General features: G+C 39.8%; 15 protein-coding genes and 1 riboswitch. Of the genes, 7 read left to right on the top strand and 8 right to left on the bottom strand.

The genetic code is table 11. From position 1 onward, the window contains the following. Nucleotides 1–136: 136 nt before the first annotated feature. Nucleotides 137–622, bottom strand: a complete 486-nt coding sequence (locus IE222_RS12715; RefSeq protein ID WP_191273330.1) for a nitroreductase family protein — start codon at nucleotides 620–622, stop codon at nucleotides 137–139. Nucleotides 623–746: 124 nt separating this feature from the next. Continuing rightward, nucleotides 747–1139: a hypothetical protein gene (locus IE222_RS12710; protein ID WP_191273328.1), complete on the bottom strand. Its 393-nt coding sequence runs from the start codon at nucleotides 1137–1139 to the stop codon at nucleotides 747–749. A 178-nt stretch (nucleotides 1140–1317) separates the two neighbouring features. Between IE222_RS12710 and IE222_RS12705 the strand changes: the two genes are divergently transcribed. Then, nucleotides 1318–2904 carry an acetolactate synthase large subunit gene (locus IE222_RS12705; protein WP_191273326.1) on the top strand — a complete coding sequence of 529 codons (1587 nt, stop codon included), beginning with the start codon at nucleotides 1318–1320 and terminating at the stop codon, nucleotides 2902–2904. Nucleotides 2905–2988: 84 nt separating this feature from the next. On the opposite strand, the gene IE222_RS12700 is transcribed toward IE222_RS12705, so the two are convergent. After that, the gene (locus IE222_RS12700) at nucleotides 2989–3555 is read right to left on the bottom strand and encodes a hypothetical protein (protein WP_191273324.1); all 567 of its coding nucleotides are present in this window, start codon (nucleotides 3553–3555) and stop codon (nucleotides 2989–2991) included. A gap of 121 nt (nucleotides 3556–3676) precedes the next feature. On the opposite strand from IE222_RS12700, the gene IE222_RS12695 reads away from it, so the two are divergent. Beyond that, nucleotides 3677–4252 carry an anthranilate synthase component II gene (locus IE222_RS12695; protein WP_191273351.1) on the top strand — a complete coding sequence of 192 codons (576 nt, stop codon included), beginning with the start codon at nucleotides 3677–3679 and terminating at the stop codon, nucleotides 4250–4252. Between the two features lies 1 nt (nucleotide 4253). Continuing rightward, the gene (pabB, locus tag IE222_RS12690; RefSeq protein WP_223282683.1) at nucleotides 4254–5999 is read left to right on the top strand and encodes an aminodeoxychorismate synthase component I; all 1746 of its coding nucleotides are present in this window, start codon (nucleotides 4254–4256) and stop codon (nucleotides 5997–5999) included. A gap of 60 nt (nucleotides 6000–6059) precedes the next feature. Here pabB and IE222_RS12685 read toward each other — a convergent pair whose 3' ends face one another. From IE222_RS12685 to IE222_RS12665, 4 genes are all read right to left on the bottom strand, one after another. Next, nucleotides 6060–7277: a metallophosphoesterase family protein gene (locus IE222_RS12685; RefSeq protein WP_191273320.1), complete on the bottom strand. Its 1218-nt coding sequence runs from the start codon at nucleotides 7275–7277 to the stop codon at nucleotides 6060–6062. A 291-nt stretch (nucleotides 7278–7568) separates the two neighbouring features. Further along, complete coding sequence (locus tag IE222_RS12680; RefSeq protein WP_191273319.1) at nucleotides 7569–7751, bottom strand: hypothetical protein; 183 nt, start codon at nucleotides 7749–7751, stop codon at nucleotides 7569–7571. A 17-nt stretch (nucleotides 7752–7768) separates the two neighbouring features. Continuing rightward, the gene (locus IE222_RS12675; RefSeq protein WP_191273317.1) at nucleotides 7769–8539 is read right to left on the bottom strand and encodes an SDR family NAD(P)-dependent oxidoreductase; all 771 of its coding nucleotides are present in this window, start codon (nucleotides 8537–8539) and stop codon (nucleotides 7769–7771) included. A 312-nt stretch (nucleotides 8540–8851) separates the two neighbouring features. After that, nucleotides 8852–9757 carry a TIGR01777 family oxidoreductase gene (locus tag IE222_RS12665; protein WP_191273313.1) on the bottom strand — a complete coding sequence of 302 codons (906 nt, stop codon included), beginning with the start codon at nucleotides 9755–9757 and terminating at the stop codon, nucleotides 8852–8854. Between the two features lie 248 nt (nucleotides 9758–10005). Next, nucleotides 10006–10117, top strand: a riboswitch (TPP riboswitch). A 134-nt stretch (nucleotides 10118–10251) separates the two neighbouring features. On the opposite strand from IE222_RS12665, the gene thiC reads away from it, so the two are divergent. Beyond that, nucleotides 10252–12024: a phosphomethylpyrimidine synthase ThiC gene (thiC, locus tag IE222_RS12660; RefSeq protein ID WP_191273311.1), complete on the top strand. Its 1773-nt coding sequence runs from the start codon at nucleotides 10252–10254 to the stop codon at nucleotides 12022–12024. A gap of 231 nt (nucleotides 12025–12255) precedes the next feature. Here thiC and IE222_RS12655 read toward each other — a convergent pair whose 3' ends face one another. After that, nucleotides 12256–13209, bottom strand: coding sequence for a carbohydrate kinase family protein (locus tag IE222_RS12655; protein WP_191273309.1), 954 nt, complete (start codon nucleotides 13207–13209; stop codon nucleotides 12256–12258). Between the two features lie 182 nt (nucleotides 13210–13391). Between IE222_RS12655 and IE222_RS12650 the strand changes: the two genes are divergently transcribed. From IE222_RS12650 to IE222_RS12640, 3 genes are all read left to right on the top strand, one after another. Then, nucleotides 13392–14753 carry an NAD(P)/FAD-dependent oxidoreductase gene (locus IE222_RS12650; RefSeq protein WP_191273307.1) on the top strand — a complete coding sequence of 454 codons (1362 nt, stop codon included), beginning with the start codon at nucleotides 13392–13394 and terminating at the stop codon, nucleotides 14751–14753. Nucleotides 14754–14940: 187 nt separating this feature from the next. Continuing rightward, a complete protein-coding gene (locus tag IE222_RS12645) occupies nucleotides 14941–15159 on the top strand; it encodes a hypothetical protein (protein WP_191273305.1) in 219 nt (72 codons plus the stop codon). 50 nt (nucleotides 15160–15209) lie between these two features. Beyond that, a complete protein-coding gene (locus IE222_RS12640; RefSeq protein WP_370465041.1) occupies nucleotides 15210–16328 on the top strand; it encodes a TDT family transporter in 1119 nt (372 codons plus the stop codon). Nucleotides 16329–16334: the final 6 nt, after the last annotated feature.

Here is a 16334-nt window from a genome sequence, read left to right as displayed (position 1 = left end):
TGTTAAGGTCAGTTCTGTCTCATAGGCCCCTTCTATGGGACAGATTTGTAAGTTTAAGGTCAGTTCTATCCCATAGGCCCCTTCTATGAGACAGTTTTTTGCTTACAAAAGAGAAATTTGTCCCATAGAAGTTAAATTACGGCAAATACTTAGTTTTTTCGTTCATCGGCTTACGTCGCTTAACCTCCGGAACTTCTTCGGGGTAACCTACAGCAATTACACCGAGCAGATCATAATTTTCCGGTATCTGCAGCAGCTCGCGGTTGTTTCCGGAGATGCCGATGGAAGACCAAAATGTCCCTACTCCCTCCGACCATGCGGCTATATTAAAGTTCTGAATAAAGCAGGCGGTGGCAGTGGCGTTTTCATCAGTTTCAACCTTTGTTGCGCCATGCCTTGATAATACTGCCATGACCATTGGCGCATTCCCAAAATTCGTTTTATGATTTAACTTTTTTCTTGTTTCCGGTCCAATCACGTATATTTCCCAGGGTTCTGTCATCCTGTGATTAGGTGCCATAGCGGCAGCCTCAAGCCAAAGTTGGATGAAACTTGGATCAACCGCATCGGGTTTAAATATTTTTATATTACGGCGTGATTTAATCAAATCAATTACATTCAACTGCTATTCCTCCCTATTCATATAATGTCCATTGTAATATCATATGGCACGTAAGCCAAATAAGGTGCATCAAAGGCAAAAATAACAAAAAACCGGCACCCTTCAGAATACCGATTTTTATAAATTATTTACTTAATGGCCGCTGCAAAAAAGCGAGCAAACAGAAGAATAAGAAACTAAGAAGTAAGATGGCTCCTCCGCAGATATATAGGGCTGTTTCTAATGCTTGCGGAAGAAATCCCGGACGGAAATTATATAAGGCCATACCCCCTGTTAAGCCGATAGAGCCGATAACCGCTGAGTACACATGAAGCCTCGCCAAAATGCGGTTTGCCGGCTGAAACACCCTATAATAAACAGCCCAAGAAAATAAGGTCAGCCACCCTACCACTAAAATATGTGCGTGAATTGGCCGGACCGCATAAGAACCGGAGCCGGCCATATGCCCTCCTAAAACTGCTCCAATTAAACCAAATATAGCTGATAACTTTAATAAAAGATTACTATAATTCTTCATCAAATATCTTCCCTTTCATTACAATGTTCGTCCTATAAGGCTTATTCCATCTTCTCTTAAAATAATACTAGCCGAATATGAACAAAAGATGAACAACAAGTTACATTTAGAAAGAATGGTACCTACAGCAATAGCTTAAACTAACTGTAAATGGTATCCATTCCTGAAAGGAGAACATATGAAGGTAACTGATGTAATAGTGAAATGTTTGGAGAATGAAGGTGTAGATTATATTTTTGGAATCATTGGCTCGGAGATGCTTGATCTTGCGGATTCTTTATCTAAATCAAGGCAAATTCAGTTTATCAATGTAAGACACGAACAAGGTGCTGCGTTTATGGCTGATGTATACGGTAGGATAGCGAAAAAGCCCGGCGTATGCTTATCAACGCTTGGGCCGGGTGCGTCTAACCTTTTAACAGGCATTGCCAGCGCCCAGCTGGACCATTCCCCGGTGGTTGCCTTTGTCGGTCAAGCTGGAATTGAACGGCAGCATAATGAATCGCATCAATATGTGAACTTGGTAAAATTATTGGAACCAGTAACAAAATGGTGTACGCAAATTAAAGCATCACCAACCGTACCGGCCGTTGTTCGCAATGCCTTTCGGACGGCAAACATGGAGAAACCAGGTGCAACTGCAATTGTATTGCCGGAGAATTTTTCCGCACAAATGATTCCAAATGAGCCTTTAAAAGTAAGCCCGGTGTCGGTCACCGTTCCGGCAATGGAATCTATTAACTCGGCGAAAAGGGTAATTGAAAAATATATGAAACCTTTTTTTATCATTGGCAATGGGGTGATCAGGCAAGAGGCTGCACCAGAGCTTCGAATGCTGGTTGACAATCTTCAATCCCCTGCCATTCACAGTTTTATGGCAAAAGGGGTGCTGCCTGAAGACCACCCTCAAAACTTCTATACCTTTGGGTTTAACGAGAACGACCTGGTTCTTCCTGGTCTTCAAGAAGCGGACCTATTGATTGTCATCGGCTTTGATTTTGTTGAAAAACTTCCGAAGGATTGGAATAAAAAGAAAATCCCAGTTTTACATATTGATTCACTGCCGGCAGAAACAAATGAATATTATCCAGTAGAGGTCGAACTGGTTGGAAACATAAAGCAGACATTGCAGCTGCTTAACCAAACATCACTGCCGCAGAAACCATGGGAACCCTCGGGGAACCTTAAGGAAGAAATAAAAACTGTCTATCAATTAAATTCCGAATCTGGAAACATGACTTTTACAATTGACAATATGCTGCACAGTATCGAAATGCATACAAATGGCGATACGATTGTCATTTCCGATGTCGGGGCTCACAAGGTTTCCATTGCGAGAACCTATCAGCCGAAAAAGCCAAACGGATTGATTATTTCAAATGGTCTTGCCTCCATGGGAATCGCCATTCCAGGCGCAATTGGCGCTAAGTTAGCAGCACCTGAAGCTCCAGTCATTTGTATCACCGGTGACGGCGGCGCCATGATGAATATGGCAGAAATCGAGACAGCTAAGCGGCTCGGGCTTTCTTTCATTATCATTGTATTAAATGATTCCATGTTAAAACTTGAAGTCCAGCAAATGGACAAAAAGTTCGGTGAAAGTTACGGGGCAGCCTTCTTGAATCCGGACTATGTGAAATTAGCGGAAAGCTTTGGCATCCAAGGTCGTAGAGCACAAACACTCGTTGATTTTGATGCTGTTTTAAAAGAAGCACTGGAAAGCAGCAATGAAATTTTTTTAATTGACACTGCCCTTGAAGAATGAGCGTTTACGTTCCCTGGAATAAGGCTGTATAAGCGGAAAATGCAGATGAAAAGTCTTATTCTAGGGGGACAATTGCAGTGTAATTTACGACCGAATTATAAACCTTTTTAACCTGTTAAAAATAAATAATCCAAGTTCTACCCAAATCCATGCATAAATGAAGGAAAATAACAAAATGCCGCCGCTGGCGAGAACTGAAAAGGAACTTGAAACTGCAGGTCCTAAAACTGGAAATTTTATCCCATATAATAAAATTAATATTCCAGCTGCAAGGGAAATCGTGCCACACCCTATGACCGTCATTCTTTTTTTAAAGAAATAAAACCCGGCGCCGATTCCTAGTCCTAACAATCCAGTAGTAAAAGGAAAGACGATGAGTTCACTTGGCACCAGAATCAATAATAATAAAATCGTAAGGAGATAGGTTACTCCCCCGAGTGGTACTGAAAGCATCGAGCAGAAGAGAATCGGCGCTGTTGAGAAAGGACTGATGAAATACCCTATTCCCGGCAAAAATCCTCCCGCGGATTGAAGAACCTCGGCAATACTAGCGAACAAAGCGGCTATTACCAGCCGTTTTGTTTTGGACTTTTTTTGAAATTGCAGCTGTGCAGGCTTAACATTTTCTGAAATTGATTTTAAAAAATGCATTTATTACTCTCCTCCCTAGTTTTCTAACCTCCATTTAGTCATTGACATGAAACGGTTTTAATTTTATTGTAAATTGAGGTTTAATCGTAAAATTATGCATAGAAATGGAGCCGTTATAAAAGTGATTTTAGTAATTGACAACTATGACTCTTTTACATTTAATCTAGTCCAATACATTCGTACGATTGGCGAAGAAGTGTTGGTTCGGCGAAACGACCAATTGACGATAAAGAATATTGAAGAAATACACCCGGGTTATATTTTGATCTCCCCAGGACCCGGGAATCCAGATACAGCCGGACTTTGTCTAGAAATTCTCAAAAGGTTTTATCAGGAAATCCCCATATTAGGTGTATGCCTGGGACAGCAAATTATTGCCCAAGTATTTGGGGGTACCGTAATGAAGGCGCAGAAACCGATGCATGGAAAAATTTCAATGATTACCCATGACCAAAAAGGCGTCTTTCAAGGGATTCCAACCCCATTACAAGTTACAAGGTACCATTCGTTGATTGCTGATGAAGCCTCTCTTCCCTCCTGCCTTGAAATTAGTGCAAGAAGTGAGGACGGGGAAATTATGGCCCTTCGTCATAAGCAATTCAAAGTTGAAGGCGTCCAGTTCCATCCAGAGTCCATCATGACCAATCATGGCATACAAATGCTTAAGAATTTTTTCAAAAAGGATGAAAACCAATAAAATGCAAAAACAACAACCACTCTTATCTTTTGAATTTGCAGAGGCAAACGGAAAAATAAGACCGTTTACATTTCAAAAGCCAATAAAGGTCATTACGGCTCATACAATTAACGAAGTGCTGCCCTCTTTTCAGCTTGTTCAGGAAGCTATCGATCAGGGCTATTATGCTGCAGGCTTTTTATCCTACGAAAGCGCTCCTGCCTTTGATCCAGCTTTTCGGGTTAAGGATGGTACGGATATACCGCTTCTATGGTTTGGAATTTTTTCAGAACCTTTGGAGCAGCCTCTCAGCAGTAAAGGCACGTATAAGCTAACTGAGTGGAAACCATCCATTCCAATGGGCGAATACAACCGGGCCATTGCCTTTATTAAAGAGGCGATCGAAAGTGGAGATACGTATCAGACCAATTATACGATTCGTTTACATTCCCACTTTCAAGGCGATGATATTGCTTTTTTTGAAAAATTAAAACGAGCCCAGTCTTCCAATTATTGTGCCTATATCAACACGGGTGATCATAGTATTTTATCGGCCTCTCCGGAACTATTTTTCCGTCTGGAAGGTGAGAAAATTACCACAAGACCGATGAAAGGAACAGTAGCGAGAGGCAAATCATTTACAGAAGATGTAGAAAATGCTGAATGGCTTTATCATTCGGAGAAAAATCGTGCCGAGAATTTAATGATTGTTGATTTGCTGCGAAATGATTTAGGGATGATTGCAGAGCCAGGAACGGTTACCGTCCCTAAATTATTCGAAGTTGAACAATACCCTACTGTTCACCAAATGACGTCGACTATTACTGCAAAAATTTCTGAAAACGCGAAGTTGGTAGATATCTTTAAGGCCCTTTTTCCATGCGGTTCTATAACCGGGGCTCCGAAGATTAGTACAATGAGCATTATTTCAGACCTGGAGTCTGCACCACGCGAGGCTTATTGCGGTGCAATTGGCTTTATTACTCCTGAGAGGGAAGCGGTTTTTAACGTCCCGATTCGAACGGTGATAATTAAACAACAATCTGGCCGCGCAACTTATGGAGTTGGCGGTGGCATTACTTGGGATTCCACATCTGAGGGTGAATATGAAGAAATTTTGACGAAAGCTAAATTACTGGAAGAAGATAGACCGGAATTTCAACTGCTGGAAAGCTTGTTATTGGAAAATGGTGAGTATTTTGTATTGGAAGAGCACCTCGTCCGTCTGAATGATTCTGCTCATTATTTTGGCTTTAAGTGTGACCTGGACGCAGTTAAAAAGACTTTAATGGAGTTTGCTATGAAGCATTCCACAGGTATGTTTAAAGTTCGGGTTTTAGTTACTCTGACTGGAGAAATTATGGCGGAGGGATCCCCCATTTCCCAAATGGAGAGACCATTAAAGGTTATTTTAGCAGAGCAGCCGCTTGAAAAAAATAATCCATTCATCTATCATAAAACGACAAATCGAGAGGTTTATTCGCAGTTTCAAAGGAAAAAGCCAGCAGATGTATTTGATGTCCTCCTTTGGAATGAGGACGGTGAGTTGACGGAATTTACGAATGGAAATGTTGTTCTGGAGATCGACGGGGAGTATTGGACACCTCCAATAAACAGTGGATTGTTAGCGGGAACTTTCCGTGAAGTGTTACTGAAAAATGGAGAAATTCAGGAAAAAACCTTAAACCTAATAGACCTTCAAACATGCACAAGAATTTGGTTTATTAATAGTGTGAGGAAATGGGTCGAGGTTCAATTAATAAACTAACATGCTAGCAGGGTCAGAATGGAATTTTCTGACCCTGTCTATTATTTTTATTAAACTAGTCTAGTTTTTTACCTTCTCTTCTTTCTTTTTGTTCTCATCTAATGGTACAGGTGGAATGCTTTGGTCATTGGCTGTCAAATCAATTCCATAGTCCTTGGCAAATACCATATGGGTTTCTACAAGTACATCATTAGTGTTTTCATCTAAATTGAACACCCTCGCGCCACGCAAACGATTTTTTTCCGCACCTGGTAAACCGTATGTACCAAAACCTGCGCTGCCAGCATAACCAAGCAAAATTCCATAATAATTTCCCACATAGGTGTTTATATGATCATGTCCGCAAAAAACTCCCTTTACATCTCCTCTCTCCAGCATCGCCGAAAACATTCCGCTATTGACAGGGCCTGGACATTCATTTTCGTTTCGTTCTCCCACAATATTGTGTTTTTTAAGCGCTTTAGCATGATGGTCATCTGTTCTTCCATCAACGCTTCCAAACCACATAAATCTATGTTCCCAGAGTGGAATATGTATAAAAACAAGTGATGGAACCTTATGCCCCCATTGCTTCTCCAATTTTTTAGAAGTTTCAGAATACCAGTTTACTTGATTAAAACGGAGCCAATCCCATGTTGGGTAACCAGCAAAATCTTGACCGGCAATGGTTTTCGGTGCATATCTTCCACTATCGAGCAGCCAAAGGTTGAAAGCCGCATCAGTACCCTTTGAATTTTTAATCAGCATGTTCATATTTCCAGTTCCTGTAATACCCTTAATACTAGGTTCGTTCATATTATATTTATAGCTCTTATAAATTTCGAGCATATCCTCTTCATTTAGACCGTTATTCGGCGTGGAATCCTCATCGTGATTTCCAAATGTTACTGCCCATTTAATCCCGCGTTGCTCCATCGGCTGAGCGACATTATTGATGGCTTGTTTCACTTCAGTCGGCGTGTCACATCCGCCAGAGATATTATCTCCGTTAAGAACAACAAAGTCTGGTTTTTCTGAGTCTAGCACTTTTTCCATCAGTTGAACGGTTCGTCGATCAATGTTCTCATCGTCTTGTGTATCGTTAAACTGCACGATTTTGAACTTTCCATCCCGATTAAATTGGAGCGAATTGCTTTCAGGTGCCTCGGCGTTTACTATTCCGGTGAACAAGTCACTAGGAATACCAGCTGATCCAAGTGTAAGGGCAAGCGTACTCATTCCGCCTATTTTGATAAACTTTCTTCTATCCAGGCCCTTTTGTAAATCGTCATAACTCATAAAAAATGCCTCCCCATCGATTTATCGATTATTATTAATAATGAATCTATTAATAGAATAGCAAGGCATTTTTAATTCTTTATGAACCTAATGTAAAAAATTGATGTGGAAATGGTAAATTGGATTATAAGATTTCATTATTGGTTTACCAATATAGATTGATCCTAAGAAAAATAAGATCATACTGTAATCAGCAGACCCTGTGATCTATTTTCTAAGCAAAAATCAATTGACCGGCCATATGAATTAAAGGGAGGGATAAATCACCATTTAGGAATTGGTTGAAATCGATTAAGCCCGCGGGTCACCATAAATATAACCGGCATAGGGTTGGTTCACATCGGTTAAGGTAATCCCTGCATCTTCGAGATCATTTTTAATCGCTTTTGATGCCAAAATGTCATAAGGGTCATTTCTGCCAGGCTTCTCGAACATTACCATGTTAACGCCAATTACATTTGCTTGCTTTATCATTTATTATCCACCTCCTATTATCTTGGTGACATCCTGATTCCGCCATCTAAACGAATAACTTCCCCGTTTATATATTCATGTTCCATAATAAATGCTGCCAGGTCAGCAAATTCAGATGGACGTCCTAATCGCTTTGGAAACTCAACACTTTCTGATAGTTTCTTGATGACCTTTTCAGATAAAGCATCTGCCATTGGGGTCATAAATAAGCCTGGTGCAATTGTATTCACGCGGATACCGAACTCTGATAAATCCCGGGAAACAGGGAGCGTCATACCAGCCACTCCGGCTTTACTTGCACCATATGCCGCCTGCCCCATTTGGCCGTCAAATGCGGCAACCGAAGCGGTATTGATAATGACTCCTCTTTCACCAGATTTTGTGAGAGGTTCATTATTTTTCATTTCATTCGCTGCTAATCTTAAAACATTAAATGTTCCGATTAGGTTAATTCCAATTACTTTATTAAAGTCTTCCAGCGGCAATACACCCTTCCTCCCAATTGTTTTCCCAGGGGTACCAACACCCGCACAGTTTACACAAATATGAATCGCTCCATAGCTCTCAATTGCTTGATTAATGCCTTTTTGAACTGATACATCATCCGCAACATTCACAAGTGCATATTGTACTTGCTCACCTAATTGCAGCGCGGCCTCTTTTGCCTTAGATTCATTTAGATCAAAAATAACCACCTTGGCCCCCTTTTCAACAAGCTTTGTGACAGTTGCTAAACCTAAACCTGAAGCGCCTCCCGTTACTACCGCTACTTTATCTTTTAAATTCATATTCTATCATCTCCTCAACCTTTTACTTGATTTCCTAAAATTCCCTTATCCGCTATTACTTGTATGGTTTCTTTGTTGAAGCCAACCAGTTCCTTTAATATTTCCTCGGAGTGTTCCCCCGTTTGGACACCTGCGAAACGATACTCAGCAGACATTATTCAAGCCGTTGTTAACCATTTAAATCAAAATGGCTTTTACATCAAAAGGTTAAACATTAAGCGCTAACAAATGCTTTTTTCCTTGCATCCTCTAAATAGAGTATCCGAGGTCTATTAAATATTTTTCCCAAAATTACTGATGATTCCCCTGTTATTACTTACTTGTTAATAGATCCTCCAAGGCTTTATGAAGTGATGGGAACTTAAACTCAAAACCTTGATCCAAAAGAACTTTTGGGATAACGTGCTGTCCTTCAAGTACAAGCGCACTTTTTTGCCCAAGTGCCAGTTTCATAGCAAATGCGGGTACAGGCAGCCAGTGCGGACGATGTAAAACAGAACCAATGGTTTTTCCAAAGTCCTTCATTCGGCTAGGCGATGGTGCTGTGACATTGACAGGTCCGTTTATTTTATCATTTTCAATGGCGAATGCGATGCTACGCACAACATCAGTAACATGGACCCACGACACCCATTGTTCCCCTGAACCAACCGTTCCGCCAGCAAACAATTTATATGGAAGTACCATCAAAGGAAGCGCTCCTCCTTCATTTCCTAATACTACGCCAAACCTCATCATAGCCGTACGAATGGATAGTGATTTAACCTGTTCAGCTTTGTTTTCCCAGTCTGATACCGTTTTCCCAAGAAAATCATTTGCCTTTTCCAGTGATTTTTCTGTGTATATTTTTTTAACGGATGCCGGATAAATACCGATTGCACTAGCATTAATCAAGACTGACGGTTTTTCGGACAGTGCTTTAATCATTCTAATCAACTCATCCGTTGCCTTCATCCGACTCTCATAAATTTGCTTTTGGTGTTTTTGTGTCCATCTACCATCGTTAATCGAGACACCTGCTAGATTAATAAAAACATCGGCAGATTTTATTTCCTGTTCAGGAGAAGCTCCTTCCACAAGCCACTTAATAAACGTTATCTTTTCTGAAGGGTGCTTATCCTTCCTTGTTAAAATTACTATTTCGTGTCCTTTATTTATTAGAAATTGAGTCAATTTCTGCCCGATAAATCCCGAACCACCAGCAATAACAATTCTCATTTTCTCTCCCCTTTTATTAAAACTTCCTTTTATTCCTTATTTTACTAATAGTATAATTCAAACAATCTCTAATTCAAATCCATTTAAGTTATATATTAATTTAGGAAAGCTTAGTTTGATTTTTTAAGCCATTTAGTTATTAAGACATAGGTAAAAAAGAATATTTTCATTTTATTCTGAAAAATAACTTCCTCTTTGGTAAATAGTATGTTATCTTTATAGCAGTAATTCACAAATGAATATTTTAACAGCTCTACTAGGGGAGTCTGATAGCTCGGACTGAGAGAAGAACGCATAATTCTTTGACCCTTTGAACCTGATCTGGATCATACCAGCGTAGGGAAGTAGTTATAATAGGCGGTAAACAAATTCTTGCGCCACTACTTTTTTGACGAACAATCAGGTTCTGTGTTTAGACACAGGACCTTTTTTTAATGTCCCCCTATGCTGCCACCTCCGGATCAAAACCAAATTTTAAAAGGAGGAAAACACAAATGCAGCAAAAAGAAATGAGTATTGAGTTGAAGTCACAATTTACTGGGAGCAAGAAAGTTTATATCGAGGGATCACGATCAGATATCCAGGTTCCAATGAGAGAGATCCAATTAAACCGGACAGTTACATCCTTTGGCGAGGAAGAAAACGCACCAGTTCGAGTATATGATACAAGCGGCCCTTACACGGATTCTGATTACAAAGTTAACATACGAATGGGTCTACCCCCATTACGAAAAAAGTGGATTCTCGAACGAGAAGATGTTGAGGCGTATCTAGGAAGAGAAATTAAGCCTAGAGATAACGGCTTTGCTGACGGCGATCAACGTGCAAATTTAGAGTGGTTCCCACATACCAACAAAACGCCTTTGCGTGCGAAAAAAGGGAGCAATGTGACGCAGATGCATTATGCGAAAAATGGAATCATCACACCCGAAATGGAATACATCGCCATCCGTGAAAATCTTGATCCTGAATTTGTCCGCAGCGAGGTGGCTTTGGGACGAGCAATCATCCCTGCTAACATCAATCATCCTGAAAACGAACCAATGATTATCGGAAGAAACTTTCATGTGAAAATTAACGCGAATATTGGTAACTCTGCAGTAACCTCATCAATTGAGCAGGAAGTTGAAAAAATGACGTGGGCGACACGCTGGGGTGCGGATACCATCATGGACTTATCGACCGGAAAAAATATTCATACTACTAGAGAATGGATCATTCGCAACTCCCCTGTTCCTGTTGGGACCGTGCCGATTTATCAAGCACTGGAAAAAGTCAATGGCATTGCCGAAAACTTAACATGGGAAGTATACCGGGATACGCTCATTGAACAGGCAGAGCAAGGAGTCGATTATTTTACCATCCATGCAGGTGTTCTGCTGCGTTATATCCCATTAACGATTAAGCGCACAACCGGGATTGTATCTCGCGGCGGTTCGATTCTAGCGCAGTGGTGTTTGGCACATCATCAAGAAAACTTCTTATATACTCATTTTGAAGAAATTTGTGAAATTCTAAAACAATACGATATCTCGGTGTCACTTGGTGATGGCTTACGGCCGGGAAGTATTGCCGATGCCAATGATGAAGCCCAGTTTGCTGAGCTTGAAACATTGGGGGAATTAACGGAAATTGCTTGGAAGCATGATGTTCAAGTAATGATTGAAGGTCCAGGACATGTTCCAATACATATGATCAAGGAAAATGTCGACAAGCAAATGGATATTTGTAAAGAAGCTCCTTTTTATACATTAGGACCGTTAACGACTGACATTGCTCCGGGCTATGATCATATTACCTCGGCAATTGGCGCGGCTATGATCGGCTGGTTCGGGACAGCTATGCTTTGCTATGTTACACCTAAAGAACATCTCGGCTTGCCGAACAAAGACGATGTCCGTGAAGGCGTTATTGCGTATAAAATTGCTGCACATGCTGCTGATTTAGCAAAGGGTCATCCAGGTGCACAAATTAGGGACAACGCTTTATCCAAGGCGCGTTTTGAATTCCGATGGGAGGACCAATTTAATTTATCGTTGGATCCAGAGCGGGCACGGGACTACCATGACGAAACCCTGCCGGCGGAAGGGGCAAAAACAGCCCACTTCTGTTCAATGTGCGGGCCTAAGTTTTGCTCTATGAGGATTTCACATGATATTCGTGGAATGGCAAATGAGGATGGTTCTGGTGAAGAATGGTCCATTAAAGAAGGCATGAGGAAAAAAGCGGAGGAATTCGTTCATGATGGTTCAAAAATATATAGCTAACAATAATGCTCATGACATCAAGAAGTTAACAGCTGAAATTGTTTTCCTCCAGGAACAGATTCATCAATTGAAAAATAGAATTGATTCCATCCAACAGCACTGCAAACATATTTTTTTAGAAACATCAGTAATGAGGAAATGTCAAAAGTGTGGTTATACAGAAAGTACGTATTATTAAGTTTTCAGTTACATTATTTACAAATAAATCCCCAATTTGGGGATTTATTTGTTTTATTGTTTTTGTTTCTTTTGAAACTGTTCCTTAAGTTCTTCTATATCAATAGTAGATGTCAATGCTCCAATTTCTGTTGTCACTGCTGCTCCAACAAGATTTGCAAATTCCAAGTATTCTACTATTTGTGATTTATTAACTGGCAATCCATAATCATGAAAACAATATAAAACAGCAGCCATAAATGCATCCCCTGCCCCTGTCGTATCGATGGCCTTTACTGGAGACGCTGGAACAAACACTTTGTTCCCATTCATTACGGCGCATCCACCTTCACTTCCCAATGTAACGAAAAGATAGGGAATGTTTTCTCTTGCTAATTTCTCTAGTCCTGTATCAAGTGAATCTGTTTCTGTTAAAAAATGCAGTTCATCTTCGGCAAGTTTTACAATATCGGCCTTTTTCATGAATGAAAGGACAGTTTGACGACAGTGATCTTCACTCTCCCACCGTTTTAGTCGAATATTGGCGTCAAAGGCTACTATATGATTAGCGTCCTTCGCATAGTTTAATGCCCGTTCAGTGGTCTCTTTTTCTTTTTCATGGAAAAGGGTTCCCGAAGCAAAATAGAACATTTTGGCATATTGGAATACTTCCGGTTTTAATTCGTCCGCTGTTAGTACCTCATCTGCTGTGGGGTTTAAATAAGAATGAAAATAACGATCACCCTCTTCATTCAAATGAACATACACGCCGCAGATTTTTTTCGATGTAGATTGAACAGAATATTCCAGACTAACCTTTTCTTTCTTTAATTCCTGTTCCGCAAATTCGCTGAGTTTATCGGTACCTAATTTACATAAATAATAGACTGGGACCCCAAGTCTCCTCGCACCAACAGCAAGGTTAATCGTAGCTCCACCTAAATATTGATTATATTTTGTATTTGAACGATCAATGGAGATAAAATCGACAAATGCTTCTCCTAATGAAATGATTCCTTGTTGTACCACAATGGTCCTCCTTAAATTTGATACTTTACTATTATATACAAGCTACAAATAAGGATAAAGTCCTTTTTAATGATGTGAAGGAACGGTTCGTCTGCTTCGTTTGTAGGAATTTCTTCATATAAATTTTGCAAAATTGTATAATAAATTATGTTTTTAAACTGTAAGATGGAGGTTGTTGATTCTTGACCAACTACCAAAAAGCAATTATCATCGGCGGCGGAATCGCTGGTAAACTGGCAGCTCGGGTGCTGTCTGATCTTTTTCAAGAAGTTATTATTCTAGAACGTGACTTGAAAACAGAGGAGCCAATTCCAAGAAAAGGAGCTCCCCAAGGGGCACATTTACATGCCCTTCTCCTCGCTGGCCAATCCGGACTCGAAGAATTGTTCCCTGGGATCACCGAGAAATTTCATTCCAGCGGAGCTGTTAAAATTAATTCAACCAGAGATTTGGCTTGGTTTCATCATGGAGTTTGGAAGCTCCGCTTTGACGGCGGCTACACTACCACGCTGCAAACCCGACCGAATTTGGAATGGCTTGTGGAACAATATATTTATAGAATACCGAACGTTACTGTAATGTATGGCCAAACCGTACAAAACTATCATTTTGATGAGAAACAAAATCGCGTTCTTGGTGTTGTGGTCCAAGACGGAAGCGGATCCCTACAAACATTAGGGGCTGATTTGTTTGTGGATGCCAGTGGTGCAAGCAGTTTTTCACAAAGCTGGTTAAATAAACGAGGGGTCCATATTCCACAAGAAAAGGTAAAAATCGGATTAAGTTATATTACTAGAATGTTTGAATTAAATGAGAACTGTGATCGGGATTGGGCAATTAAACTGCTCTACCCTAACCCGCCTCATGAAAAAATTGGTGGTACGATCTCGAAAGTAGAAGGAAATCGCCATATTGTGACCATCATCGGCTACCATAATGAAATCGACGAAAAATCTGTATTGAAAAATGATCAAGGCTTTATTGACATAGCGAAGAAACTTCCAAAACTTGATATCTATCAAGAAATTAAAGATGCAAAGCCCCTATCGAAAACTACGATTTACCGTGTTCCCCATATTACATGGAGACGGTTTGATAAGGTTAAGAACTTACCTGAGGGGCTTTTATTGATTGGTGATGCCATTTGCCGGATTGATCCCGTCTTTGGCCAAGGCATGAGCATTTCCGTGTTAGAAGTATTAGCACTACAAAAACTGTTGAGGAGTACTAATCAATCGAGGCAATTGCCTGTCTCGTTTCAAAAGCAGGCTGCAAAAATAATTGCCCCGATTTGGAATATGGTGATCACAGAAGACTACCGATACCCCGAAACAATCGGGAAAAAACCATTAGGATTACCTTTCCTGCAATGGTACGCCAAAAAAATCTTTCTCCTCTCCACAAAGGACAAAGAAATATACAACACATTCATCAAAGTCATGAACCTGTTAAAACCCATGACCATACTAATGCACCCCAAACTCATCGGAAAAGTAATGATGCATAGGGACGGATCTTCTGTTTCATCACGAAAAAACAGTTAAAAAAATTACGGAATCAAACGAATAAGAATAATACAAGCCTAGCACCATTCAATAAAAGAATGGTGCTGTTTCATGGTCTAAATCTGCCAATTATTCAATATTTTAGACATATAGGATGAGTTCTTTAAAAGAAACGCCTCATCCTTCAGGAATAATTAATATTTGAATAATAAGGGGAGAATCAAAGATGTTGGTCATTCACTTTCTCGAAAATAAAACAGTTGTTTTAAGCCAGCTGGTTAAACAAATTCCATCCGTCGATGAAAATATCAAAATTAAAGGTCGCAAAGGAAAAGTGACAAATATTGAGGAAGTGAAGGAAAATGTCTACCATGCATCTGTCATTTTTGAACAGGTCAAAAAGGTGCAGCCAGCCGCAAAAGATAACAAAAGCAAAAAAAGATAAGAAACAAACCTGAAACGGTGTCTGGGACCATGATATAATATTTTCAGGTGATGATTGTGTTATATATTTGGATTATGACGGTCTTGTTTATTGGGGTAGGTTTGTTGATTTTTTGTAAAAAAATCTATTTTCAAACATCGACAATGGCTGCTGTGATGGCTTTCGGTATTTTTACGGAGGGTGTTTTGTTAAACCACTTTGGGACTCGTTTTTTCCATAGCAATGTCGGAAAAATTCTTAGTATATGTAATTTATCCTTTTGGTTTGCCTGTATTTCATCTTTCTTCATTGCTTTGTTTCATGGGAAATTTAAGAAGCTTCATTATACAAACCAGATCAATCGTTTCGGTATTGGAACATGGGTTGCGAGTACATCGATATGCGGGATTATTATGTACAATCAATTTACGGAATGGAGAATGGTTTCAGAAATAATCAGTTTTCTAAATATCATTTTATGGTCTATTTATATTGGATTTTGTTTAAAAACGATAATTGAAATTCGTCGGTCCAAATTATACGGGAAGGTGCATGGTATAATCCTTTTAACGACCGTCAGCACCCAATCGATTGTCCTTTTAATGAACACCGTTTTCAAAGACTTACCTGTTGGCGTATCCCTTCCATTTCTTTTAATCGGATTAAGTTTTTATGGTATATCTGCATTTTTGCTTTTTTATCGATATGGAACTACTTCCTGGTCAATTGAAGCCGACTGGAACAACACAAATTGTATTGTGCACGGAGCATTATCCATTTCAGGGATCGCCTGTTTAGTTTCAGGGATAGTTCCTTTTGGGATGATACGCTTGATTTGGTGGCTGGCCGCGATAATGTTCTTAGCAGTGGAATCTATGGAAATTTACAGAATTATTAGGCGTATTCAATTGTTTGGTGTTAAAAAAGGACTATTTGTTTACAATGTAACCCAATGGAGCAGAATATTTACGTTTGCCATGTTTTATACCTTTACATCCTTTTTCCATCCACAATTTCTTATTATCCAAAATGTTAAGAACGCTGTCTTAACTGAAGGGGTATGGATTATCATTCTTTTATTAACAATTGAATTAATCTTATCTGCTGGTTACATCCTAAAATTATTCAAAAAATCATCAATAGACCTCAGCAGCGACCAAAACATTGGAAAGGTGTCAGGCACCATGTGAAATTTT

Origin of the sequence: Neobacillus kokaensis, from assembly GCF_014656545.1 — a bacterium.
GTDB classification, from domain to species: domain Bacteria; phylum Bacillota; class Bacilli; order Bacillales; family Cytobacillaceae; genus Neobacillus; species Neobacillus kokaensis.
The sequence above is the reverse complement of the archived record's forward strand: the minus strand, read 5'-3'. Positions and strand labels throughout refer to the sequence as shown.